Raw genomic sequence first — 25,330 nt, forward strand, 5'->3', positions numbered from 1 at the left:
AATTCGATTACAAAGAGGCATCGACTTTAAATCGTTCACCATATTTAGATTCAAATGTTTTAAACACATTTTCCAGTTTGTCTTTGCCAAAGTCATGAGCATAGTTCATTGGGCCACCACGAAATGGTGCAAAACCGGTGGCAAATATCATACCTGCATCAAGTAAATCAGAATCAGTGACGACTCCTTCTCTAAGACAAGCTGATGATTCATTTACCATGCGCAGAATTAATCGATCAGCAATAGCTTTATCAATTTTCACATCAGGCCGTTTTTTAACAGGCTTGCCTTTTTTGTATTGATAAAATCCCTCACCAGTTTTACGTCCCAGCTTTCCTGCTTTGACCATATCCTTCAGTCTTTGAGGCACTGTACCGCCAAAATGACTGGTAAGATTTTCAGCTACTGCGAGGCAAACATCCATACCCACGGTGTCGGCTAGTTCTACTGGCCCCATAAACATACCAAACTCAAGAGCCGCTTCATCAATAGTTTCTGCGCTATACCCCTCATCTAATAATTGCACACACTCCATTAAATAAGGCATCAGCACACGATTAACCAAAAATCCAGGGCTTGACTTAACTGGCAAAGGTAATTTACCAATTTGGCCAACAAAAGCACATGAATTGTGTTGTACTTTTTTAGAGGTAGTTGAGCTACTCACAATTTCCACCAGATCCATTTTTGCAACAGGATTAAAAAAGTGTATTCCAACCAAACGTTTGGGATCACGCATCACAGCACTAATTTCATCCAAAGGAATACTGGAGGTATTTGTGGCAATTATGGCTTCTTTTTTGGCTTGTTTTTCAACGGACTTCATGATGTCTTGTTTTACAGCCAAATTCTCAAAAACTGCTTCGATAATAACATCTGCTTTGGTAATACCATGCCCTTGTGGATCAGGCACCAGATTATCCATAGCGGCTTGGACAAGTCGGGGTTTACGAAGCTTCTTTTTATAAAGAGCATGCGCTCTGCCTATAGCCGGCGCAATTTGTTCGTAGGTTTTATCTTGCAAGGTAACGTGTATACCACGTAAAGCACACCATGCAGCAATATCACCACCCATCACACCAGCGCCAATCACATGCACGTGAGATGCTTTAAACTCACCGTCTTTGGCAAAGCTTTTTAAACGTTCACGCAAATGGAATACACGAATAAGGTTTTTTGATGTATCACCATGGGAAACCAGTTGTTCTACAGAATCTGCCTCTTTCAAATAAGCTCTGTCGCCCACTCCACCTTCTTTTTCCCACAAATCAATAATCGCAAAAGGTGCAGGATAATGCTCTTTACGAACACGCTTGGCCACGTTGTGTCTTAACAAATAGGCTATTGGTTTTCTTAACCAACTGTTGTTAGTCAGGCCTTCGACAAATGAGGGTTTGTGTTTCGCTGGTTTCTTTTTGATAAAATAAACTGCAGCTCTTTTTAATTGACGAACAGGAACCACATCATCAACCATGCCCAAACTTTTGGCACGAGACGCTGAAAGAGCGCTTCCAGTCAATATGACTTGCGACAGCGCCTTAAAGCCGCCTACAAGTTGGGGTAACCTAACCGTACCACCCCACCCAGGGTGAAAACCTAACATGACTTCGGGAAGGCCTATGCGGGTATTTTGCTCATCGCTGGCAACTCTATACGTACAGGCAAGCGCTAATTCAAGTCCACCGCCCATGCAAAATCCATCAATCATCGCAACTGTTGGAATTGCCAGGTTTTGTAAGCGTGTAAATACAGCCTGACCTTTTTGCAGAAAATCAACGACCTGAGCAGTACCTTCAAACTGGGAAAATGAATTAACGTCTGCACCGGCGATAAATCCTTTATCTTTAAGTGAATGGATAATCAGACCAATGGCCTTTTTATCCTGGGCAATTTCTTGCAATAGACTGTTAAACTCATCCAGAACTTCTTCATTAATGCTGTTTACCGCAGCATCTTTTCTATTGATGCCTAACCACAAAATATCGTCTTTGTCTCGTTGAAGATCCCAATGTTTGTATTTATTCATGTCCTTTCACCTCAGTCACTCGTTCAAGATACATTGCACCACCCTGACCACCACCAATACAAATGGCAGCGATTCCTTTGGACTCATTTCTTTGCTCCATGGATTTTAAGGCATGCAAAACAATACGAGCTCCACTGGCACCAATAGGATGACCTGCAGCTATAGCACCGCCCTCTCTGTTTAGCTTATCCATTGAAGGACCACCCAGTGCTCCTGATAAACCAAGCTGGGTTTTGCAATACTCTTCATCATTCCAGGCAGCAACACATCCTAACACTTGCGCTGCAAAAGCTTCGTTAATTTCCCAGCAATCAATATCCTGGGGTTTTAAATGATGTCTTTGTAATATTGGAGTAGCTGCATGAACAGGACCCAGACCCATTTGCGAAGGATCCAGAGCAGACCATTGCGAATCGACAATTTTACCCAAAACCTTTAAGTTGTATTTTTTAACAGCATCAGCACTGGCCAGTAAAAGCAAGCACGCCCCATCAGTTATTTGGGAGCTGTTTCCAGCTGTAACCATACCGTATTTTTTATCAAAAAATGGTTTGAGCTGAGCCAATTTTTCAACTGTCGAATCCGCACGAATCCCATCATCCTGGCTGTATACAGTGCCTTTTGGCGCTATGATTGGTAACACTTCGGTCATTTTGTTTTCATTGAAGGCTTGTGCAAGTTTTAGATGACTTTGCACTGCAAAATCATCCATTTGCTCACGAGTAATGTTGAATCTATAGGCCACTTTTTCAGCGGTTTGTCCCATATTCAGTCCTACTATAGGATCGGTTAATCCTCTGAGCAAGGCAATGACAGGTGCTAGATAAGAGGGTCTAAATTGACTGACTAAACCCAGTTTTTGTCCCACACTCTTGGCAGAATACCAATTTGCAAGCCAACCAGCCATCTTTTGGTTAAAAAGTAAAGGAGCATGGCTCATGGCCTCAGTACCACCTGCAAGAACAAGATGACTGCGGCCGCTGGCAATTTGCATTGCAGCGTTATCAATAGCCTGCATTCCTGAAGCACAATTTCTCATCACCGTAAATGCCGGCACTTTATCGCCACAGCCTAATCGTAAGGCAATAACTCGTGCAATATTTGCTTCATCAGGGCCTGGCATAGCGCTGCCAATAATGACTTCATCCAAATCGGCGGGAGCAAAAGGTTGCCTGTTTAGTAATGTCATACCGGCCGAAACGGCCAGATCAGAGGCGGTAAATGGGCCTATTCCCTTGGCTTTGAGAAACGGTGTTCGACTTCCATCTACCACGTACACATCTCGACCACTTAAATTCGACTGCTGTTTCATTAGTCCTCCTTATTCGGGCCTGAATAACAGATATTCACTTTTTATTATTAAACTCAAAGAGTAGCAGTAATCCTGTAGATTTGGAAATTTTTCATTGATTTTTATAAGAATTATGGTGATTCCATTTGTCATCTATCCCCTTTTCTGGGCTCGAATTGAAGATGATGTAACATGCCGCCAATTAGAACAATGGCACACAGCTAAAAAAGTGATTAAATGGATGTTAAATGTTTAACGCATGGCTGTTTGTCTTCTTCTTTCGTTTGTGATGTTAGAGCTGGTGGTCTAAAAAAAGAACTGCTGATTTCTGTTGACAATACCCTGTCAATTGATTGCATCTGCCGCTCAATAAATACAATTAACGGTTCAAACCGCACATCCTTTTTCTTGAATGGTACCAGAGAAGTATACAAATGCTTTAGAACATCATGCGGATTATGTTGACGAAGCAATAATACACTCAAAACAGACAAGGAATAGGTAAAATCAACTCCAACGTGATAATGTAAGTCAATTAAACACTGGCGTTCCATTAATTTCAGTTTATCGAGAATGAACCTGCCTACGACAAAAAAATAATTGACTCGGCTAAGCACAAATTCATTGACTGTCTTAACTTTTGTTGCAGGTAAAATGGTTACATCGTTATATTTGCCATTGTAATAATCTTGTTTCAATACAACCAGATCGTCATTGATTTTTAATGCCGAACTAATCGTCTTATCTCGTAAAATATCAATAAAATCGGAACAATATACTTCATACTCAGAACTGTATTTGGCATGAATAACAACTAATCCAGTCGACTTACAGGCAAAATCTTCTAAAGATACCTCTTTATCCTTTAAGGCTTCGGAATAATCGAATAAATCCTTTATCACACCCAGAACAAATAAAGGTTCGATTTCCTTTTCCTTAAATAAATAAATGTGAACAAGGTGTATTAGTCTATTGATAAACGCTACAGCAGAGTCGGAATTAGACTTGCAAATCGTTGTTGCTAATTGCTCAAACAGAGGTGCATACCACATGATAACAAACACTCATTGATATTGATTTGACAAGCAATAGCATAAAACAACAGCAAAAAAAAAAGAGTGCCATTCTACTGCGCTATTCTAAAAAAACATGCCAAACTGGAAGTCCAGTTGAATGTATTTAATACATTTAATTTTTTTTAACGGTTAAGCTGGGTAAAAAAAACAAAGAGTTATTGACGACACAAAAATACCTGATATACTTCGCAACCATTGATTGGAGAGATGGCCGAGTGGTCGAAGGCGCTCCCCTGCTAAGGGAGTATGGGAGAAATCCCATCGAGGGTTCGAATCCCTCTCTCTCCGCCAGTCAACGCGCCCGTAGCTCAGTTGGATAGAGTATTTGGCTACGAACCAAAGGGTCGGAGGTTCGAATCCTTCCGGGCGCGCCATTTTTAGTTATAGCACCGTTCAGTCTGATTTGTTTTTACTATCGCAATTCAAAAATCCTTAAAAATTGATTTCAAAGTGATGTGTTTTTATTCTGATATTCATAAAAAATAAAATTCGTTGGCTAAATGTATTGTCCACGAAGACATTCATCGTTATTATCTAAAAATAGTCTTTTAAAAAGATAAGAATTCTTTGATTCAGAGGAACCGCATAGAATTGTGCGGCACCACCAAAATGTCATTTTAGTGGTGACATCATCATAAATAGGGAAGTTCGGGTGCTTATGTTAAGGATTCCAACAATAGCCGTTTGCTTTTTACTTAGCTCCTGCATGGTTGGACCTAATTTTAAAGAGCCTAATCAAAAAATAAGCAAAAATTGGCTCGATGTTAAATCATCTCTCAAACAAGCGCCCGTCCACAGTGCCAACTGGTGGAACGTATTTAACGACAAAACATTAACTTCCTTAATCGAAAACGGTTACAAAAATAATCTTTCATTACAAATTGCAGGCGTTCGTGTTTTGCAGGCCAGGGCTCAATTAGCGCAATCGGTGGGAGAGCTTTATCCTCAGCAACAAACGGTTAACGGCAACTATACCTATTGGAGAATTGGCGGCAGCGAGTTGCAATCGGTTTTACCCCCTAATTTTCTAACGGCATCCCTTGGTTTTTCAGCGAGTTGGGAAATTGACTTTTGGGGTAAATACCGTCGAGCCATTCTGTCTAATGATGCCGCATTCCTTGCCTCACTGGCTGCTTACGATCAAGCACTTGTTACGCTTACTGCAGATATAGCCAGTACCTTTGTCAACATCCGTACTCAAGAAGAGTTAATTCGGGTTACCAAAGCGAACATTCAAGTTCAGGCGGCAACCCTGCGCATCGCTAACTCACGTTTTAAAGGCGGTCAAACAAGCCTGCTTGATGTGGAACAAGCCCAAACAGAATTGGCAGAAACACAATCGAAACTTCCACAATATGTGAGCAATTTACAAAAACAAAAAGACAATCTGGCCGTGTTATTGGGTACCACCCCTGACAATGTAGATGCCCTGCTCCATAGAAGTCACGGGATTCCCAAGGCATCGAAAAAAGTAGCCGTAGGAATTCCTAAAGAAGTGATTGCCAGAAGACCTGATATTTACCAAGCTCGAATGGAAGCCATAGCCCAGTCAGAAGCTATAGGAGCAATCAAGGCAAATCTTTATCCGTCTTTATCACTTAACGGTAATTTTTCTTTTGCCTCTAATAATATAGGCAGCACGTCAATTAATGATTTGTTTAACTGGTCTAATCGCACAATCAATGCAGGCCCTTCTGTGATATGGCCTTTCTTAAATTATGGTCAAATAACAAACTCTGTGCGAGTGCAAGATGCCGTATTTCAACAGTCGTTGTTAAATTACCAAAATCTGGTTCTCAAGGTACAACAAGAAGTTCAGGATAATATCACTCAGTATGTCGAATCTCAAAAAACAGAATATTCATTGACCAAAGCGAATAGCTCCGCAAAACGCTCAACTCAATTGGCCATTATCCGTTATAAAGAAGGCGAGTCGGATTACACCACTGTCTTGAACGCAATACAGCAACAACTGCGTGTTCAAACCTCTTTAACCAGTGCCAAGGGCGATGTTTCACAATCACTTATTGCCCTTTACCGTTCACTTGGCGGAGGCTGGCAAATTCGAAATGGGAATGATATTGTTTCTAATCAGGTTAAAGATCAAATGGCAACAAGAACAAATTGGGGTAATCTATTAAATCAAGCAAATCACCAAAAACCCCAAACAAAAAAAGAACAAGTAAAACAACTTTATCTACCAACCTGGTAATGTTTATGAATTCAGACAAAAAAACAATGTTGTTAAAAAAAACTGCCCTAGGGTTCGCAATTCTTTTTGTCATTTATACTTTGGCACAATGGTATAAAGGCAATACACTACCCTCGCTGCCACCACCAGCAGTGATCACTCAAAAACCGAAACTAATGGAAGTGACCGAATACATCACCCAAACTGGAAATACTGTTGCATTTAATTCAGTCGATTTAGTTGCCAGGATTGAAGGCTATCTTGATTCACAAAAATTTGTCGATGGTTCCTATGTAAAAAAAGGACAAGAACTTTTTATTATCGAACCCAAACCCTATTATGAGCAATTAAAAGCAGCTGAAGCCACTGTCGCAGCTCAAAAGGCTGCTTATGCTTTTGCTAAAGCAGAATATGAACGCCAGCAATTAATGTATAAACAGAACGCAACGTCTTTAAAGAGCGTTGAAAAATGGGCATCTAAAAAAGATGAATCAAAAGCAGAAATTGATAAAGCGGTTGCTGATGCTGAGGTTGCCGCCATTAATTACAGTTACACCCATGTGAATGCGCCGTTTGATGGCAGAATGGGACGCCATCTTGTCGATCCAGGCAACCTGGTAGGAAATGGTGCTGCCACAAAATTGGCAACAATTGAGCAAATCAAACCCATTTACGTCTACATATACCTCAATGAACTGGATTTGCTCCACTTGCGTGCTGAAGCTAAAAAAAGAGGGCTTAATTCCTCTGATGTTTCCAAAATACCCGTTTTTGTCGGATTGCAATCACAAACTGATTTTCCTTATGAAGGAACACTGGACTTTGTAAACACTGGATTAAACTCCTCAACCGGAACTATGGAGTTTAGAGCATTATTAGCAAACAAGCAGCTTGATCTTGTTCCAGGGCTTTTTGTTAAGGTACGCATTCCCGTATCAGAACCGTCTAAAAAACTCACCATACCGGATACAGCAATTCAATACGACCAAATTGGACCCTACATTTTAACCGTTGATGCAAATAATAACGTGGTGCTTAAACGAGTTGTGATTGGTAGCTCAAATAATGGGTTAAGGGCTATTCTTGAAGGATTGGACGCACAGGACAATGTCATCGTTTCTGGGCTGCAGAATGCAACACCAAGCCATCAAGTAGCGCCAAAAATGCAAGATAATTGATGGATAATAAATAAAAAAAGGACACCGGCTTGCGATTGCCATTTGAGCAGAGCAGCAATTGAGGGAGAGTATCAGTTTAAATGATTTCAAAATTTTTTATAGAACGCCCCGTGTTGGCGAATGTGATAGCCCTCTTCCTGGTTTTTATCGGTTTAATTGCCATATACGTATTACCTGTAGCTCAATACCCGGCCATTGTGCCACCTACAATACAGGTTACGGCCAATTATCCCGGAGCTGATGCAAAGACGCTGATTAATACCGTGGCTCTTCCTATCGAACAACAGGTCAATGGTGTTGAAGACATGCTGTACATGCAATCGACGAGCACTAACAGCGGCACGTACAATTTGATCGTTACCTTTGCGATTGGAACTGACCTCAATTATGCGCAAGTACTTGTGCAAAATCGTGTTCAGGCAGCTATGGCTCAACTGCCTGAATCAGTGCAAAAACAAGGCGTCGTAGTTCAACAAAAATCAACCGCAATACTTCAGTTTATTACCTTAACATCCAAAAATAATGAGTATGACGGAGTCTTTCTTGACAGCTATGCAGAAATAAATATGCAAGATGAACTATCACGTTTACCCGGTGTGGGTAATGTCGTGGTATTTGGTTCTGGAAGCTATGCCATGCGTATCTGGCTGGACCCCGGCAAAATGCAAGCATTTTCTTTAAATCCCAGTGATGTGATTAACGCAATCAGCTTCCAGAATAAAGAGGTTTCAGCAGGACAACTTGGTGCACCGCCAACCGTTGGCGATCAGTCTTATCAGTTTACTGTTAATGTACCGGGACAGCTGGCTGATGCCAATCAATTTGCCAACATCATCATTAAAACTGTAGATACTTCTGCAAATGAAACTTCCAATGCCAGCAGTGCGGCACAAATCGTTCGCATTAAAGATGTAGGTCGTGTTGAACTGGGTTCTTCCAGTTACAACCAGCTTGCCAAATTTAATGGAAAACCAACAGCGGCTATTGGTATTTATCAATTACCCGGAGCTAATGCCCTTGATGTTGCCAATGAAGTAAGAAAAACCGTTGCCAAAATGGCTCTGAAATTTCCTCCAGGCTTGCAATACGACATACCGTTTGATACCACCATGTTTGTTAAAGCATCGATCACTGAGGTATATAAGACATTGATTGAAGCCGGCATTCTGGTATTGATTGTTATAGTAGTATTTTTGCAAAATTTCCGAGCCACACTTGTTCCTGCAACAACTGTACCTGTAACCATTATTGGAACATTCTTTGCCTTAATGTTAATGGGATATTCCATTAATTTACTTACCCTGTTTGGTCTTGTTCTGGCAATAGGTATTGTTGTTGATGATGCTATTGTTATTGTTGAAGGCGTAACACAGCATATAGAACGTGGGCTCTCACCTAAAGAATCATCAATAAAAGCAATGAAAGAACTTTTTGGCCCCATTCTGGGTATCACTATGGTACTCATGGCCGTTTTCATTCCCGCAGGCTTTATGCCTGGCCTTACTGGCGCCATGTATGCTCAATTTGCTCTGGTCATTGCTGCAACTGCTTTCATAAGCGCCATCAATGCAATGACCCTTAAACCAACTCAATGTGCGCTGTGGCTAAAACCTGTTGATACATCAAAACCAAAAAATATATTCTTTCAGGCTTTTGATAAACTATACAACCCGTTAGAAGACGCTTATGTACGATTTATTGACAAGCTTGTGCATCATAGTGTGAAAGTTTGTCTGATCGGCGCAGGTTTGGTTTTTCTGGCCATTTTTGGTTTGACACGCATTCCTACAGGCTTTATACCCGTTGAAGATCAGGGATATCTTGTTTTAAATGTGCAGTTACCTGATGGCGCCAGTCTGCAACGCACCGATAAAGTATTAAGTGAATTGACAAAAAAAGTTTCGGCTATTGATGGGATAGAAAATGTCATAGCAATCGATGGAATATCGCTTTTAGACAATAATTCCAGTCTTTCAAATGCTGGCGTTATGTATTTAATATTCAAGGATTGGAGTTTAAGAGGTAAATCAGAAAATCTTTTAGCACTTTATACCAAACTCAATCAAGTAGCCAAAGAGACACTAAACGCCAAAGTTATGGTAGTAGTACCGCCCTCTATTCAGGGCCTTGGGCTATCAGGTGGATTTCAAATGCAGATAGAACTGCAAGATGGGACTTTTGATTATAATAAATTGCAACAAGTTACCGATCAATTCATCAACCAAGGAAAACTGCAACCGGCAATACAAAATCTGATCACGTCATTTAGAGCAAATGTGCCGCAAGTATCTGCCCCCATTAATCGCACCAAGGCTGAGGCACTTGGGGTTCGTATTGGGGATGCTTTTGATACCCTGCAAACGTATCTTGGCTCGTCCTATGTCAATTTATTCACTAAATTTGGCCAAGTGTTTCAGGTGTACGTTCAGGCAGATGCAAGCTCTCGTAGCACTGCTGATAATTTAAGAAATTATTACGTAAAAAATCAGGCGGGCTCTATGGTTCCCCTGGGTACATTAACTGACGTCAGTCCTGCCGTTGGGCCTGCGATTATTTCACTTTATAACCTTTATCCCTCAAGTAACATTAACGGCATTTCGGCAAAAGGATTTAGTTCAGGTCAAGGAATACAGACCATGGAACAAATGGCTAAAGAGCAATTACCCCCGGGGCTCTCCTATGAATGGACAAGTACAGCGTATCAGGAAAAAGCGGCGGGCAACATGAGTTATTATATTTTTGCCATGTCTCTTGTTCTTGTTTATCTGATTTTAGCGGGTCAATATGAAAACTGGCTAATCCCAAGTTCTATCATTTTTAGCGTACCTTTAACTTTGATTGGTACCGCACTGGCATTAATGACCTTGGGAATGGATAACAACATGTATACTCAAATTGGTTTATTGCTATTAATCGCTTTAGCCACCAAGAATGCCATATTGATCGTTGAAGTAGCCAATGAACATCGGCAAATACATAAAAAATCAATATTTGAATCAGCGGTACTCGGCGCAAAAACTCGTTTTCGCCCTATTTTGATGACTTCCTTTGCATTTATTATGGGGGTTATGCCCTTGGTATTTGCAAGTGGTGCTGGTGCTAACGCCCGAAAATCAATAGGAATTGCTGTATCCAGCGGGATGCTAGCATCAACCTGCCTTGCAGTAGTATTTGTTCCTGTTTTTTATGTACTTCTGGAAACCTGGCAAGAAAAAAGAAAAGAAAACAAAAAAAAAGGCCAATAGTATCGAAATAGAGAATAAAACGAATAAATCTATTACCCGAGGGTAAATGGGATAAATCTGAGGAGTCTAAACTGCCATCAGGCCGCTCTACCCCAAAAAATTCTCGATAAAACCCATTTATTCATATTTCCTTAATGCTTGGTGTGTATCATATTACTAAATGTTTAAAAAAATGCCAGGCTACCGAGAAATGATAAACGATGACTTTGATTTTGATTTTGAACTGTTCCAGTTGAATAGTAATGAGGAATACCTTCAAGATATTCTCATCACAGACACCTCATCTTTAGACTTACCACTGTCTCTTGCGCAACCAGTTCTTAGCTGCGCTGACGATACTTCTGATCTTCCTGATTTGTTTGCAGTTGAACCTGTAGAGAGCTCAGAGTTACCTGAAGTTTCTCCTCTGCCACCGCTACTTGATAAAACAAATAATCTCCCAGAACATGATGCACCTGACTTGCTTGCACCAAATGCTCCTTTTCTGGATGTTCCGCCGGGTGAACGCTCTGCTTCGCCTATTTTGTTCACGTCAGAAACTCCTTTTATGGATGCTCCACCGGGTGAAGTGGTTATAGATAATCCTGAAATACTGTCTTCAGACAGTTTTGGCAAAAATGTGCGTAAACGAGCTTATCGCAGTACCGATTCCTTTTTTACGGCTCACGCTGCCAGCACAAAAAATCAACGCACTGCAAAAGGAAAACAAACAACTCTATCATTTGAGCGACTGACCCAAGCTAAATATCAACAGTATTATAAACCCTTATTCGAACTGGGCTATAAACAAGAGACAATACTCCAACTGTTGTCAAAACCAAGTTACAAGTTAACCATTGGAAAACTTATCAAAGTTCACAATGAATTAATAGAACAACTGAACGAAGAGAATTTAGGACATGAAGATTTAGTAAAAGTCGCTTTGCATAGTGGCGGATTTAATAATCTTGATGCGTTTAAAAATAATTACAACCATTTAAAAGAACTGGGCTATTCGGGAAAACAGATTGTTTCAGTGGCCTCTCATGATGGTGGTTCATTAAATCTTGAGTACTTAATATCCTATCACGAGAAACTAGTAATAATAAAAAAATTCAGCTTTAATGAAATGACCTCCATAGCGTCGAGAAATGGGGGGTCACATAATATAGAAGCTCTTTCTGAAAAATACGACGATCTCAATAATAATTTCACCAAAGAGCAAATAATTAGAATGGTATCGAGGGATGGCGGATCAAAAAATCTTTACATCGTACTGAAGCACTATGAAAAGCTCTGTAATCTTGGATTTTGTCCGAGATTAATCGTTAATGCAATATCCCATCATGGTGGTTCCAAGAATATAAAAGCACTAATAAAATACTATGATAGGCTACATACACTTAGGTTTACCAATCAACAGATGTCTAGTATAGCTGGGCATTGCGGTGGTAGGTTGAACATAAAAGCAGTAGTTAAATATGGTGTTCATCTCAATATTCGCGGATTTAAGAATGAAGATATTGTCTTGATGGCATCGAACAATTGCGGCCATATGAATTTGCAAATTGTCATGGATAATTTCAAAAGATTCCGTTTCCACGGACTCTCTCCGGATGAAATAACCAGAAAGTCGTCTCGGTATTACGGTGCCAAACAGCTTCTTGACAGTCTACCGCGAAATTCAGATTTCGATAAAACCCCCTCTTATTTAATGCGCTTTTTAATTGAACGGCTTCCACCTGAGTTGAAACCATCTGAGCCTGAAATGTCGTTAACAATGGCACAAGTCAGCGACCCTTTACCTAAAAGAGGATTAAGAACTCTTTTCTTCCAACGACCGATTATAACACCACCTGAATTCGACGAAACAATACAACCGTATTTCAATCCTGAGTAATAATACAATTCCCAAATTCATCCTGACCCCGAATACAGCTTGGGGTCAGGTGTAAAAAATTACCCATGATAAAACGTCCTGAAATCACTGTACTTTGAGGATGGTAATTTCACTACCATAGTTTATGATGGTATAAATACATTATAAAAAAAGGATTTTTTAAATGAACGTATTCACTATTGAAGAGCATTTTCCAACGCTAGTTACCCCGAATAAAAAGATTTCGTTTAACGAGCTTATTGACGAAATTCAAATCAATAAAGCAGTCATTGATCAATTGCTTCTAAAAAAAGGGGCATTATTGTTTCGAGGATTTCCCATAGATACGCCCGAACAGTTTTCTCATTTTATAGACGCTCTCAAACTGGGAAAAAAAGTTAATTATCTACTGGGTGACAGTCCTCGTGATAAGGTAAAAAAACAGGTGTACACCTCAACCGAAACTCCGGCAAAATTTCATCTTCCGCTTCATCAGGAACTTTCTTATATCAACAAATTTCCGCAACACATTTACTTTTTCTGTCAAATCGCCCCATCATACCGTGGTGAGACCTTAATAGCAGATGCACGTCAAATATATCAATCTCTTGATCATGAGGTTATCCAATATTTTAAGGATAAAGGCTTAATCTATTTATCCCGTTATTATTGCAAAGATAAAATCATGAAAACGCTTAACCGATTGGTTCGTTCGCACAAATCCTGGACAGAGGTATTTGAAACGCAGAATAAATCAGAAGTGGAAAGCATTTGTCAAAATAATGAGGTCGAATTTCAATGGTTAGGGAAAGATTGGATCGAATTAAAACAGTATAGACCGGCTTTAGTAACCCATCCCATCACTCAGGAAACGGTATGGTTTAATCAGGCACACTTGTTTGATTTTAATCCAAGACTCTTGGGGTTACTTAACTATATAGGTGCAAAAATTCTCTACTGCCGTCCGTCAACAAAACTTCATGAAATACGATTTGGCGATAATAGCCCTATTCCCCGTTCCTATATTTATCATATTCTCGATGTGCTGGAGAAAAAAACCGTTGCCTATCCTTGGCAAAAAGGAGATGTGATGGTGCTTGACAATATTCTCTCTATGCACGGCAGAGCCCCATTTAAAGGGAAAAGGCGTATTTTAACGGCTCTTACTACCTAGTTTTTGTCGACTGCGTGGTGTCCATAGATTAGATTGAGTATCTCAGTTAGAGTTTAAACTGAGATACCGCCTCAACAACATCCTGCCCTAAACGCTCCAAAAATGAATGGGTAAAATTTCCGCATAGTGTTAAATGTGCGTTATTTTCATTGTCTCGCTCAAAACCAATATTTAAAATATTTTTATCCACCTGCCTCTCTAGCTCATGAGTTTTAGTGGGAATTGAATCCAGAGAAAATAACGGTGAATTGCGTTTGGGGCCGATAAAATGATTCATGATATTCACATTAACGAAAAAAGAATCTGCTTTACTGGCAAGAAATACTCTAAAAAACATATTGAGTATTCGATAATCCAGGCGATAGCGAGCAAACAATCTGGAATAAATTGTTGCAAAAAAACCCATTAATTTAGTGCTAATGGGTCTGTTACACCATCCTTTTTTTAATAAACACCCCAATTTAACTATCACAGGACACGATTGGTGCGCAGCTGTTTGCGCTATTGCTCTTTGAACCTCGCGGGATAACTCAAGTAAATCAGTTGAATGAGCCAAATTAATTTTTAGAATATCCGAACGCACAAAAAGACCTATAGCACTGTCATACTCCTCATCATCACGAGTTGATTTAACAAGATTAATAGCAATCAACTGATTTTTATTTTCACTGATGTAAGATTTTAGTGCTCTGGAAACTGCCGCAGTCAAGCTGTCGGTGATCGCTAATCCGTAATGTGATGAGCAACGTTTAAGTTGTTCAAGCATTTCCTCTGATATATTAAAAGAACATGTATTTAGAGCGCGTCCTTTTTTCAAAACGAATTCATCGGGAAAATACAAATAAGGTATGTCCTGAAGATACGACTCCCAAAATTCCTGATTTTTTTGTAACTCGTGTTGATTTTTTTCGATGCTGTTCAACACATAGTCTTTAAACTGAACTCTATCAGAGTACAAAGCAATTTCTTTGTGGTGTAAGGATAAGTTGTAATAGTGTGATAAAGAATTGAAAAAAACATCTGTTGATAATTCATCACTGATAAGATGCGACATTGCCAAATGCAACTCATACAGATGTTCGTCCAGCCGAAACAGCCTGAGTTTAAATAAATATCCCTTCGATTTCCAGGAATAGTGATGCATGAAATCAAGCGATCGTGCCAATTGAGCTTCTTGTTGTGCAACGGATAAACCTTGCAACGAAATTTCCTCGATTTGAGGCTCAGGCAATTTCTGAACGTGCTGAATTGGTGCAAAACGACGAATACGATAACCAAGAATGGGATCATTTTTACAAACCCAACTCAAGGCCACGTTCAAGCACTTAATATCAAGAGATCCTTTGAGCCTTTTTCTGTCAATCACATTAAGTATTTTGGCATTAGGGTAAAATGTTCTCATTAACCAAAATAAAAATTGCAATTCACTCAATGGAATGATTTGATTTTTTGAGGCCGCACTCAAAACTCGCTCACCTGCAGAAGTAAAACTGTCTGCTTGTTCTATCCTGAGAGCAAGGCTCATGATGGTTGGAAAATTATAAAGATCTTTTAATAGAATATCTTTCTTTAAGCCATTTCTTATTTTGGTAAGAATCCTTGCAGCAAGAAGCGAATTTCCACCTAAATCAAAAAAATTATCGTCAACACGAATATTCGTGATGTTAAGCCCCTGCTCCCAAATGGATTTAAGACGACGCTCCATATCAGACCCTGTAAATGGCTCATCATTGGTGGTTACTGATGGAAATTCAGGAAGTTTTTGGCGATCAATTTTACCATTAGCAGATAATGGAAGTGTTTGTAACATGACAAAAAACACTGGAACCATGTATTCAGGAAGATGGGCTCTCAGATACACCCGCAATTCGTTCTCGTCAACTTCCTGTGCGTGATGAGGAACATAATAGGCGATCAGTTGTTTTTCAGTAGTTGAAAAAGTATTAGGGTCTCTTGCAATAACTGCTACTTCCCTTATTCCTGGATAAGCCATAAAACATGCTTCAATTTCTTCTGTCTGAACTCTAAATCCCCGAATTTTAACCTGATTGTCCTTGCGCTCAACAAATTCAATAGCACCATTAGCTAAAAATCGACAAAAATCGCCTGTTTTATAAAGTCGATCAGCAGGATTATCACTAAAAGGATCTTTAATAAAACTTTTTTCAGTACTCTCTTTGCGATTCAAATATCCTTTTGCAACCCCTTTACCACCTATATACAACTCTGCAATTTCACCGCAAGGTACGGGATGTAAATTGTCATCTAGTATATAAAGTTGGGTATTTAAAGCCGGCCAGCCTATAGGAATTTTATCATGAAACTGGTTAATGGTACTGCTGTCTACCTTAAGCCAGGATGTAGCTACCGTAGCCTCGGTAGGCCCGTACTCACAAAACATAACGTGTCGGGGAAAATGATTCAGCCATTCTTCAATATCCTTTCGGAACAATGAGTCACCACCAAACACAATATACCTTAAATTTAAATATTTTTTCTCGTGTAGCACTGCCTCCTTTAAGTTCCTAAAGTGAGCAGGAGTTAATTTAGCTACAGTTACATGATGACGGGCTAAATGGTTCATATACAAATAAGGATCTTTTTTTGTTTGCGGAGGGCATATTACAATTTGAGCTCCTTGCATCATGGGAAACAATGTGGTTGCAACAGCAAAATCGAAGGAAACAGAAGATGAAAAATCAAAAATATCCGCTGCACAAACTTCCAGTGCTTTGCTGAACCAATGAATAAAATACAAGACATTACTGTGCGTTATCATCACCCCTTTTGGCGTTCCGGTTGAACCAGAGGTGTATATTATATAAGCCAAATCATCAGGTTCGTTGATGGGTTGAGGATTGCATACAGGGTAAGCTGTTAATTCTGAACGTTGTTTGTCAAAACACCATTTATGGACGTTAACCTCGCTAAAGAGTTGCAGCTCTGCAGATTGAGTCAAAAGAACATCGGCTTTTGTATCTTCTAAAATGTATTTAATGCGTGACACGGGGTTATCAGGATCTAGAGGTATGTAGGTACTTCCGGCTTTGATTATTCCCAGAATGGCTATAAGCAAATCAAAAGACGGTTGCATGCATAGGGCTATCTTGATTTTTTTATTTCCGGAGAAATTACGTAAATAATGAGCCAGTTGATTTGCTTTTTCATTTAACTCAGAGTAAGTAAGGCTAAGATTATCAAAAATAAGCGCTGTATGATTTGGCCTAAGAATAGCCTGCTCTTCAAATAATGAGGATAAATTAGAATGAAGAGGCACATTAGTTTCTTTTTTAACTAAAATAAGGGTGTTATTTTTTAGTTCTTCCATATTGATACTCACTATCCTTGTTCGTGTTTTCAGTCTGGAACAATTCGCTATTCGTTACATTTTAATCCCGAAATAGCACTATCACTGCTTGAACAATATCGTTAAGCCCCGGGGTTAGAGATTGTTATTGTCATGTATCACTTTTTAGACAAAGACACACACTCTTTTGCTCCAAATTAATCCATAAGTAACTCAAATTTTTTGATTTTTCTTTTATCGGACACGGGTTGACCAATATCTCTGATTTTTTTACCAGACAGCAACCTATCCTCAATATGCTCTAACGAAACACCGGTTGTTTCAGGCACAAAATAATAAATAAACGCACAAGCCAACAAACAAAAAGAGCCAAACATGGAAAAAGTAAATACTTGCCCAAATGATTGGTATACGCTAAGAAAAGAAATAGAAACCACAAAATTAGCAGCAAATTGGGTCACTGTTGCAATACTCATCGCCATTGCCCGCACTTTGAACGGATAAATTTCAGCAATTAAAACCCAAAATAAAGAGCCAACACTAATGCAATAGCCCATAACATAAATCGAAAGAAAACCGAGAACCCAATATTTTTGCCCCTCAAAATGAGCATGTAACACATAACTGACCGCAAATAAACTCAAAGAGGCAATCAGTGTTCCACACAAGAGTAATGGCCTGCGGCCTAATCTATCAACTGACAATAACGTAATGAGGGTAAAAATACAATTAATCGTCCCAATACAACATGTTGCCAATATTGCGTTTTTTACTGGTAAGAAACCTGCGGATTCGAAGATCACCGGTCCGTAATATTTTAAAGCATTAATACCAGCAAACTGTTGAAAAATCCCTAAACAGATACCAACCAATAAAACAGCGACTACAGGCATCTTAAAAAGTGACAATAAATTCGGTTTATCAAACGCTTTATGAGTATTCATTTCCTCCAGTTCTTGCTCAACATTATAACCCTGAGGTCTAATTCGTCGGAGGATTTTTAAGGTTTCATCTCTACCCTTTTGTTTCAAAATCCACGCAGGTGAATGGGGTAACCCTGACATACCCAAAAACAAAACAATAGCTGGCAGGCTGCCTATCCAAAATAAACAGCGCCAACTGGTGGCGGAATAATCATGCAACAAAAAACCCGTCAGATAAGCAATGGCCTGCCCAAAAGTAATCGCTAATCCATTAAACAAAACCAAGGTACCTCTTTGCTGCGGTGGAGCCATTTCTGAAATAAACAAGGGCGCAATATAAGAGGCAATGCCAACACAAAATCCCATAATAAAACGACCCCAAAGTAACAGATACACATGATGAGTAAATGCACAAATAGCAGCCCCGACAATAAAACCTGAGGCAACCATTTGGAGTAACGATCGCCTGCTTATTTTATCTGCAATAAATCCACTGAGTGGAATACTCAACATGCATCCAATTAAACTGATACTTACCACCCAAGACCACTGCAATTGAGAAAGAGATAATTGCTCTACTACCTGATCTTTGACATTGGCTAAAAGACTGGAATCAAAACCAAGCAAAAAACCGGCAAAACCGGCGATAAGGGCAATAACGAATACCAATGAATTCACTCCCTTGTGCATTGAAACAGAAATCCTTATTGATTAGATGAGCTTGAAATTCTAACACAGTCCGGCATCATTTAAAAAAGTCAAATGTATGCTTACAACAGTGTAGCTCATCAGCTCATCAGTGTATTCAGAGGACAGACAACCCCAACCGCTGCAAAAGCCTCTTTAACCCCAAGCGTATTATAGTGCCTGTCAATTGCAGCCTGGATGACGCCACAGGAAGCAGCTTCAAAATGAGTGCCTGAAGTCCAATAATTCCTGTTCGCATCAATCATAACCTGAAACGCTTTACGAACAGACCAATCCGGTTTTTGAGACAACAGATAAAATGCCTTGTTAAACACCCCGCTGCTTTGATGAACATCCAATTCATCATTAAAATCACGGGCATTATCAATGGAGATGCCGTCTTTTACTGGTTCATCCATATACCTCATGGGTTGTGCGCCTATTGTTGCCTCTCTTCCTACAGACCAATCCAAACCGTTCCAATACCACGGATAATCTTTGCGCAAATAATCAAACATGGCTATAGAGGCCATATCCGAAAATGATTCGTTAATTCCCCCAGATTGACCTGCGTAGATAAGATTGGAATGGATACGGGTAAAATTATGCGACAGCTCATGCGCCAAAGAACCTTGCGCCGGTGCAGTTAATCGCTTGTTTCCATCGCCAATAACGATTTGTTGGTGTATTAAGTACAAACCCTTTATTTTTATTGATGGCACTGCAAATGCGTTATCAAAATTTTTTAGATGGGTATAAGCTCTTAGGGGTAAATCATCACCAATAGGTTTGGCAACCCCATAATAATTTTTATACATATCCAAAGTGACTCCAGCAAAATACATGGTGTCATTCACTGGAGAAAAACTGAAATTGACTGGTGCCGTATCGCCATCGTTGCTATTCACATAGTGTGATTTTTTATTGCACGGATACGAAAAGGTGGGGGGCTTTTTAAAAAATTCCATTAGACTTAATACTGGAAAAGAGTTTTGATCCATATCGGTTTGCGCTACATTGATTACTCTGATTTCCGGTGTTTCCACATAACATTTACCTCCCTTGACAGTGACGTCAAAAGCGCCAAGAGAAGGAATATCTTTTTCAACAGTGCCGTGTTGAAAAATTCCTGGCCTGTAAGGCAGAATAAACACGTTCCCACCCAATCCCTGACCAATTTTTTTATGAGTCAAATCATCCCATTGCTTCAGAACATTTCCTGTATTGGCATCAACAATATAATTTGGTGCAGCAACAAAATGAATCATACTGTTAGTATACATGGCTAAATGATAAGCAAGATGCGATTTATTCTCATGATCCAAATAAATAATCTGCTCTGTATTCTTGTACATAATCTTGTCGGTAAAAGCAGCCAGGAGTTTGGTTTCAATTTCTTCGGCACTGTATTTAGGAGTTACTGTTTTCAGATCATGTTCAATTCCCGACACATCAATTCCGCTAAGATAAGCTGTTGCATTATTTTTTTTATGAAGAATGAGCTCATGTCCCCATACAGGGATATTTTTAAAGAGGAGCTGATAACGCACATGAGATAAATTAAAGTCAGGTTCGTTGTCTGATTTCTGTAACTGATAAGACCCCTGCTTCAAAGAATCAATTGACCGCAATAATCCCGATTTATTCGATACCACCATGTGATATTTAGATAAAACATCAGGTGCAGAACCCCAAATAAGGTGTTCCTGAGCTGCATTTGCAACTGCATTAAATAAACTGATAACCAATAATAAACCAATCCTTATGTGCATATCATCATCCCAATTGATTATTGAATAGCCAAATATCGGGCGTCACACGAGCACCCTACACCTTAAGCTCAGCAAGGTGAGGTGATTTGTGCTGTTTTACCCAATGAAGCAACACTCTGTTCTATATAACTACATACAGCATCTGCCATAAAATCAGCAGATTTGGACGCTTTACGAAACCAAAGTTCAGGTTCTATCATCTCTAATTCAGATAGGCACAGGTTATTGCTATTATCCCACATCACGTCAACACGGGCATACACGGGTGATTCCTCACATTGTGCGATAACTGCTTCAACAAACTCAATCTCATCTGAAGATGCAGTATAACTATGCAAAGTACCACCAAAATCATCCTGAACTCTAAAATCACCTGTTTTGGGTCGTTTTAAAACTGAGTGACTGTACTTTCCACCAAAAACCATAAACGACACCTCGCCCTTGGAAAGGATATGATGTTGAAACTCTTGTAAAAGCAGGGATTCTAAAGCTACCAACTGTTGAAACACAGGTTCATAGTCGTCAACATGCGATTTATCAATAAAGTAGGTGTGTCGGGCAGCTCCAGCAATTGCTGGTTTTAAAATCACGCTTGACCAAGAACTTTGTTGCAATAATTGCTTTAATGTAGTTTTTTCCCCCTTCTCAATAAAACGTGTAGGTGGAATATTTATTCCCTTATTTTTTAAATCTGCAAGATAGTGTTTGTCCATATTCCAACGAATTATTGAATACGGATTAATAAGCTTTATTTGTTTAGACGTCCTCGCTAACCACTGCTCAAATTCAGCAAATCGATTAAAATAATCCCACGTTGCTCGAAATAAAGCAAAACGTGCCATGGCCCAATCAAAATCAGCATTATCCCAGAAGGTACGATGCACTCGAAGTCCTCTTTGTTCTAAAGCCTGAGTAAGCAATCGATCCTCAGTGAGAATATTTTCCACGTATGGGGTAATGTGTTGGGGATGCACGTAATCTTTTTGCGTCAACAAAACAATATCATAATTTCTTAGGCTCATTTAAACCGCTCTGTTTATCAAAAAATTAGCATAACTATCTTTTAAGCCTAAATCCATACCTGTAAAAACACCGCTGGCATTAAATTAAAACTGCGCTAGACCTCTTGATCATTTTTTAATTGAATTGACGAGCCCCCTTCTTCACTTCGCATAGCCTGGAAAAATTTGGTACGCTCAATTAAGTACGTGAGTAGGTACAACTTTGTGTCATATAACAGTGTTTTTTATGTACAAAAAAGTGTGATAATATGATTTTTTTGTCTTGGGAGTTGATCATGTTTCATAATGCCATAGTTAGAACGCCTTCAGCTTCAATGATTCATGGTTTAACAACCTCTTCGTCATTGGGGGCGCCCGACTACGCTCTGGCTCTGGTGCAGCATCAACATTACATTCAGGCCTTATCCCAATGCGGACTTGAAGTCACCATACTCCCTGCTATTGAACGCTTTCCAGACAGTTGTTTTGTGGAAGATGTTGCCTTGTTAACCAAAAATACCGCCTTTCTTACTCGACCAGGCGCCGTTTCAAGACAAGATGAAGTAAGAGAAATAGAAAAGACCATCATAACTTTTTACAAAGACCAAATTATTCAGATTGAGGCACCAGGTACACTTGAAGCAGGAGATGTCCTTGCAATAGATAATCATTTTTACATAGGTCTTTCCGCCAGAACGAATCAAGAAGGTGCTAATCAACTGATTAATGGACTAACCAGAAATGGTTATTGTGCTTCGACTGTTGAATTGAACGAATTTCTTCATTTAAAAACCGGAATAAGTTATCTTGATCACGGGTATGTACTGGTCAGTGGCGAGTTGGTCAATCACCCTGCGTTTGCTCATTTAAAACAAATTATAGTGCCGCCAGAAGAGGCCTATGCCGCCAACTGTATTATGGTAAATGGAACTGTTCTTCTGGCACAAGGCTATCCTGAAACAAAAAAACAAATCCATGCGCTTGGATTTAACTGTATTGAACTCGATGTGAGTGAATTCAAAAAAATTGATGGTGGCTTGAGCTGCCTGTCTTTGAGATTTTAATGAATAAAAAATTATCTGTATTAAGCTTGACGCTCATCACTGTCTGTTCTGTAGATAGCATTCGCAATTTGCCAGCTGCGGCTTTGGCAGGTAGTCAGCTCTTTAATTATTTTACTTTGGCATTAGTTTTTTTTCTGATTCCGTGTGCTGTAGTATCAATGTGGTTTTCAAACCAATCTCATCAGGGAGTATACGGCTGGGTAAAAAAAGGCCTGGGACGGGATTTGGCTTTTTTAGCCATATGGTTTCAATGCATTCAAAACATATTAATCTACCCCACACTACTTAGTTTTATTGCAGGCACTATGCTCTACAGCTTTGCACCTGCTTTAGTCGATAACAAACTATTGCTTTTTACCCTGATTATTACGCTTGTGTGGATATTGACCTGGATTAATTTAAAAGGAATACAACTCTCAAGTCGCTTTAATTTCTTTTGTTCTATCACGGGATTACTAATACCTTTTGCTATCATTCTTATTATGGGTTTATATTGGTGGTTGACTCAAACACAACCCGATCAAACCCTGCTACCTCAAAATACAAACTATTCATGGACATCATTAACCGCAATTATTTTGTCATTTTGCGGTATAGAATTAGCAGCCGTTCATGCGGAAGACAGCAATCCAGGTGCATTTTCCAAGGCGGTATTTATCTCAATCTTTGTGGTATTTCTTTCCATGTTATCAGGCTCACTAATATTGGCCATGATCATTCCACCTGAGCAATTAAGTTTTATCAGCAGCATCCCGCAATTGATTCAATTATTTTTTTCAAAAATGGGTTGCGCTCCCTTAGCGATAATATTTAATGGGTTAATCGCAATTGGTTGTGTAGGTACCGCCAATAATTGGCTCCTCGCTCCTATTAAAGGGTTAGGTTTTGCCGCAGGAGAAGGTTTTTTGGATAAAAGACTGACCAAGCTTAATAAAAACAGGGCGCCAGCACTTTTATTAATTCTCCAGGCCTTATGCGTTTCATTTATCAGTACCTTGTTTTTAATCATTCCATCGCTCAATGCGTCCTACTGGATTATGCTTAATGCGGCAACACAAGTTAATTTATTGATGTATCTGTTGCTCTTTATTAGTGCAATAAAACTGGTCATGACCAGCAATAAAGTATCTCGTCTTAAAATAATTACCGCAGCAGGTTTTGGACTGTTTGGAGCGACTATTGCTTTAATCGTGAGCCTCTCTCCGCCACCATCTCTGGAATTCCACTCTAAATTGTTGTATGCCATTTCTGGGGGATTTTTTTTACTGCTTATCATATTACTCCCTGTATTGGGTCAGAAAAAAAGACAGCGCTTTATTGAGGCATAAACCATCATATACCCTACATGAATACCCCCCTCCATCAAGTCTTGCTTGATGTACGGGGAGCTTTAACCATAGCATCCTTGTATTCCATTATTTTATCATTAGTCTATGAGTCATCTATAATGTATTAAATACAGTTAATACTGCATCTTGTGGAGCCATAATGAAAATATCAAGAACTATGATGGATAAAGCAGTTGAAGCCCAAATCATCACAAAAAAACAAGGCGAACAGCTCCTGGATTTTTTTAAAAACCAGCCTGAGCAAAGTCCTGGTTTTAATCTGACTAATGTTCTTTATTATTTTGGCGGCCTTATAGCCATAGGTGCAATGACTCTGTTTATGAATTTAGGCTGGGAGATGTTTGGCGGATGGGGAATTTTATTTTTATCCGTTTCCTATGCCATTCTGGGAATAGCACTAACCCATAAGTTAAATGACAAAGGATATCATGTGCCGGCAGGAATTTGCGCCACTTTTGTAATCTGCCTTACCCCTTTAGCCATTTATGGTTTTCAACAAGGGATGGGCTGGTGGCCTGATGCCAGTGTTTATCACGATTACCACGTGTACATCAAATGGAACTGGATTTTCATGGAGCTAGGGACTCTAGCTTGTGGCGTCATTTTAGCATGGATATATCGCTATCCATTTATGATCATGCCCATAGCGGTAACACTCTGGTATCTGTCTATGGATGTAACCCGCATGGTAGGTGGAGAATACTACACCTTTGAACTAAGCGCCATGGTATCAATGTATTTTGGAATTGCTACCATTCTGATTGCTTTTTGGGTAGATATTCGTTCCAGTCAAACAGCCGACTATGCCTTTTGGCTCTATCTTTTTGGAGTCATCATTTTCTGGTCAGGACTAACCTGTCAACATTCAGATAATGAGTTTTCAAAATTTATTTACATGTGCATCAACGTGCTGATGATATTAATTGGGGTTATTCTCAGTCGCAAAGTATTTGTAGTATTTGGGGCTTTAGGGTTCTGTTTTTATTTGGGATACCTTGCTTCTCAAGTCTTTAGTTTAAGTTACCTCTTCCCGGTAGCTCTCACCGCAATCGGATTTGGAATGATTTACTTAGGCATCTTATGGCAGAAAAATGCCTTGATGTTAACCCATAAACTCAGATCCATACTTCCTAAACCTATCCAGGATCTCCTCGAAGCGAGAGATCACAACGAATAATAGACCCAGAG

Annotated in this window: 15 protein-coding genes and 2 tRNA genes; 10 read left to right on the plus strand and 7 right to left on the minus strand. The window is 39.5% G+C overall.

All coding sequences use genetic code 11. From position 1 onward, the window contains the following. Nucleotides 1-7 precede the first annotated feature (7 nt). The 3 genes from Lwor_RS11150 to Lwor_RS11160 form a co-directional block, all read right to left on the minus strand. Nucleotides 8-2,026 (minus strand): 3-hydroxyacyl-CoA dehydrogenase NAD-binding domain-containing protein, encoded by a 2,019-nt coding sequence (locus Lwor_RS11150; protein WP_058493950.1) that lies wholly within the window; start codon nt 2,024-2,026, stop codon nt 8-10. Then, nucleotides 2,019-3,338 (minus strand): acetyl-CoA C-acetyltransferase, encoded by a 1,320-nt coding sequence (locus Lwor_RS11155; protein ID WP_058493951.1) that lies wholly within the window; start codon nt 3,336-3,338, stop codon nt 2,019-2,021. The genes Lwor_RS11150 and Lwor_RS11155 overlap by 8 nt, the downstream gene beginning before the upstream one ends. A 212-nt stretch (nt 3,339-3,550) precedes the next feature. Beyond that, nucleotides 3,551-4,369, minus strand: a complete 819-nt coding sequence (locus Lwor_RS11160; protein WP_058493952.1) for a hypothetical protein — start codon at nt 4,367-4,369, stop codon at nt 3,551-3,553. Between the two features lie 225 nt (nt 4,370-4,594). Here Lwor_RS11160 and Lwor_RS11165 point away from each other — a divergent pair. From Lwor_RS11165 to Lwor_RS11195, 7 genes are all read left to right on the plus strand, one after another. Continuing rightward, a tRNA-Ser gene (locus tag Lwor_RS11165) sits at nt 4,595-4,684 on the plus strand. Nucleotides 4,685-4,690: 6 nt separating this feature from the next. Next, nucleotides 4,691-4,767, plus strand: a tRNA-Arg gene (locus tag Lwor_RS11170). Nucleotides 4,768-5,051: 284 nt separating this feature from the next. After that, nucleotides 5,052-6,605 (plus strand): efflux transporter outer membrane subunit, encoded by a 1,554-nt coding sequence (locus tag Lwor_RS11175; RefSeq protein ID WP_058493953.1) that lies wholly within the window; start codon nt 5,052-5,054, stop codon nt 6,603-6,605. A 5-nt stretch (nt 6,606-6,610) separates the two neighbouring features. Further along, nucleotides 6,611-7,762, plus strand: coding sequence for an efflux RND transporter periplasmic adaptor subunit (locus Lwor_RS11180; protein WP_058493996.1), 1,152 nt, complete (start codon nt 6,611-6,613; stop codon nt 7,760-7,762). 80 nt (nt 7,763-7,842) lie between these two features. Continuing rightward, entirely contained in the window at nt 7,843-11,007 is a 3,165-nt protein-coding gene (locus Lwor_RS11185) for an efflux RND transporter permease subunit (protein ID WP_058493954.1), read from the plus strand. Between the two features lie 172 nt (nt 11,008-11,179). Further along, on the plus strand, nt 11,180-12,886 hold the full coding sequence (locus Lwor_RS11190) for a hypothetical protein (RefSeq protein WP_147279879.1): 1,707 nt from the start codon (nt 11,180-11,182) through the stop codon (nt 12,884-12,886). A gap of 163 nt (nt 12,887-13,049) precedes the next feature. Then, the gene (locus Lwor_RS11195) at nt 13,050-14,039 is read left to right on the plus strand and encodes a TauD/TfdA family dioxygenase (protein WP_058493956.1); all 990 of its coding nucleotides are present in this window, start codon (nt 13,050-13,052) and stop codon (nt 14,037-14,039) included. 46 nt (nt 14,040-14,085) lie between these two features. Here Lwor_RS11195 and Lwor_RS11200 read toward each other — a convergent pair whose 3' ends face one another. From Lwor_RS11200 to Lwor_RS11215, 4 genes are all read right to left on the minus strand, one after another. After that, entirely contained in the window at nt 14,086-17,367 is a 3,282-nt protein-coding gene (locus Lwor_RS11200) for an amino acid adenylation domain-containing protein (RefSeq protein ID WP_058493957.1), read from the minus strand. 176 nt (nt 17,368-17,543) lie between these two features. After that, complete coding sequence (locus Lwor_RS11205; protein WP_058493958.1) at nt 17,544-18,959, minus strand: sugar porter family MFS transporter; 1,416 nt, start codon at nt 18,957-18,959, stop codon at nt 17,544-17,546. Between the two features lie 98 nt (nt 18,960-19,057). Then, on the minus strand, nt 19,058-20,728 hold the full coding sequence (locus Lwor_RS11210) for a M4 family metallopeptidase (protein WP_058493959.1): 1,671 nt from the start codon (nt 20,726-20,728) through the stop codon (nt 19,058-19,060). A 68-nt stretch (nt 20,729-20,796) separates the two neighbouring features. Further along, nucleotides 20,797-21,750, minus strand: coding sequence for an ATP-grasp domain-containing protein (locus Lwor_RS11215; protein ID WP_058493960.1), 954 nt, complete (start codon nt 21,748-21,750; stop codon nt 20,797-20,799). Between the two features lie 275 nt (nt 21,751-22,025). Between Lwor_RS11215 and Lwor_RS11220 the strand changes: the two genes are divergently transcribed. The 3 genes from Lwor_RS11220 to Lwor_RS11230 all read left to right on the plus strand — a co-directional run bounded on the left by Lwor_RS11220 (nt 22,026) and on the right by Lwor_RS11230 (nt 25,319). Beyond that, nucleotides 22,026-22,793 (plus strand): dimethylarginine dimethylaminohydrolase family protein, encoded by a 768-nt coding sequence (locus tag Lwor_RS11220; RefSeq protein WP_058493997.1) that lies wholly within the window; start codon nt 22,026-22,028, stop codon nt 22,791-22,793. Continuing rightward, on the plus strand, nt 22,793-24,121 hold the full coding sequence (locus Lwor_RS11225) for an APC family permease (RefSeq protein ID WP_058493961.1): 1,329 nt from the start codon (nt 22,793-22,795) through the stop codon (nt 24,119-24,121). The genes Lwor_RS11220 and Lwor_RS11225 overlap by 1 nt, the downstream gene beginning before the upstream one ends. 160 nt (nt 24,122-24,281) lie before the next feature. Further along, on the plus strand, nt 24,282-25,319 hold the full coding sequence (locus tag Lwor_RS11230; protein WP_058493962.1) for a hypothetical protein: 1,038 nt from the start codon (nt 24,282-24,284) through the stop codon (nt 25,317-25,319). The last annotated feature ends 11 nt before the right edge of the window (nt 25,320-25,330 follow it).

This window comes from Legionella worsleiensis, assembly GCF_001467535.1.
GTDB classification, from domain to species: Bacteria; Pseudomonadota; Gammaproteobacteria; order Legionellales; family Legionellaceae; genus Legionella; species Legionella worsleiensis.

What these genes read in the sequence shown, in the direction of transcription:
- Lwor_RS11220 (WP_058493997.1), top strand. Translation starts at nt 22,026, where the DNA reads ATGTTTCATAATGCCATAGTTAGAACGCCTTCAGCTTCAATGATTCAT.
- Lwor_RS11175 (WP_058493953.1), top strand. Translation starts at nt 5,052, where the DNA reads ATGTTAAGGATTCCAACAATAGCCGTTTGCTTTTTACTTAGCTCCTGC.
- Lwor_RS11205 (WP_058493958.1), bottom strand. Translation starts at nt 18,959, where the DNA reads ATGCACAAGGGAGTGAATTCATTGGTATTCGTTATTGCCCTTATCGCC.
- Lwor_RS11180 (WP_058493996.1), top strand. Translation starts at nt 6,611, where the DNA reads ATGAATTCAGACAAAAAAACAATGTTGTTAAAAAAAACTGCCCTAGGG.
- Lwor_RS11185 (WP_058493954.1), top strand. Translation starts at nt 7,843, where the DNA reads ATGATTTCAAAATTTTTTATAGAACGCCCCGTGTTGGCGAATGTGATA.
- Lwor_RS11215 (WP_058493960.1), bottom strand. Translation starts at nt 21,750, where the DNA reads ATGAGCCTAAGAAATTATGATATTGTTTTGTTGACGCAAAAAGATTAC.
- Lwor_RS11160 (WP_058493952.1), bottom strand. Translation starts at nt 4,369, where the DNA reads ATGTGGTATGCACCTCTGTTTGAGCAATTAGCAACAACGATTTGCAAG.
- Lwor_RS11195 (WP_058493956.1), top strand. Translation starts at nt 13,050, where the DNA reads ATGAACGTATTCACTATTGAAGAGCATTTTCCAACGCTAGTTACCCCG.
- Lwor_RS11225 (WP_058493961.1), top strand. Translation starts at nt 22,793, where the DNA reads ATGAATAAAAAATTATCTGTATTAAGCTTGACGCTCATCACTGTCTGT.
- Lwor_RS11230 (WP_058493962.1), top strand. Translation starts at nt 24,282, where the DNA reads ATGAAAATATCAAGAACTATGATGGATAAAGCAGTTGAAGCCCAAATC.
- Lwor_RS11200 (WP_058493957.1), bottom strand. Translation starts at nt 17,367, where the DNA reads ATGGAAGAACTAAAAAATAACACCCTTATTTTAGTTAAAAAAGAAACT.
- Lwor_RS11190 (WP_147279879.1), top strand. Translation starts at nt 11,180, where the DNA reads ATGCCAGGCTACCGAGAAATGATAAACGATGACTTTGATTTTGATTTT.
- Lwor_RS11150 (WP_058493950.1), bottom strand. Translation starts at nt 2,026, where the DNA reads ATGAATAAATACAAACATTGGGATCTTCAACGAGACAAAGACGATATT.
- Lwor_RS11210 (WP_058493959.1), bottom strand. Translation starts at nt 20,728, where the DNA reads ATGCACATAAGGATTGGTTTATTATTGGTTATCAGTTTATTTAATGCA.
- Lwor_RS11155 (WP_058493951.1), bottom strand. Translation starts at nt 3,338, where the DNA reads ATGAAACAGCAGTCGAATTTAAGTGGTCGAGATGTGTACGTGGTAGAT.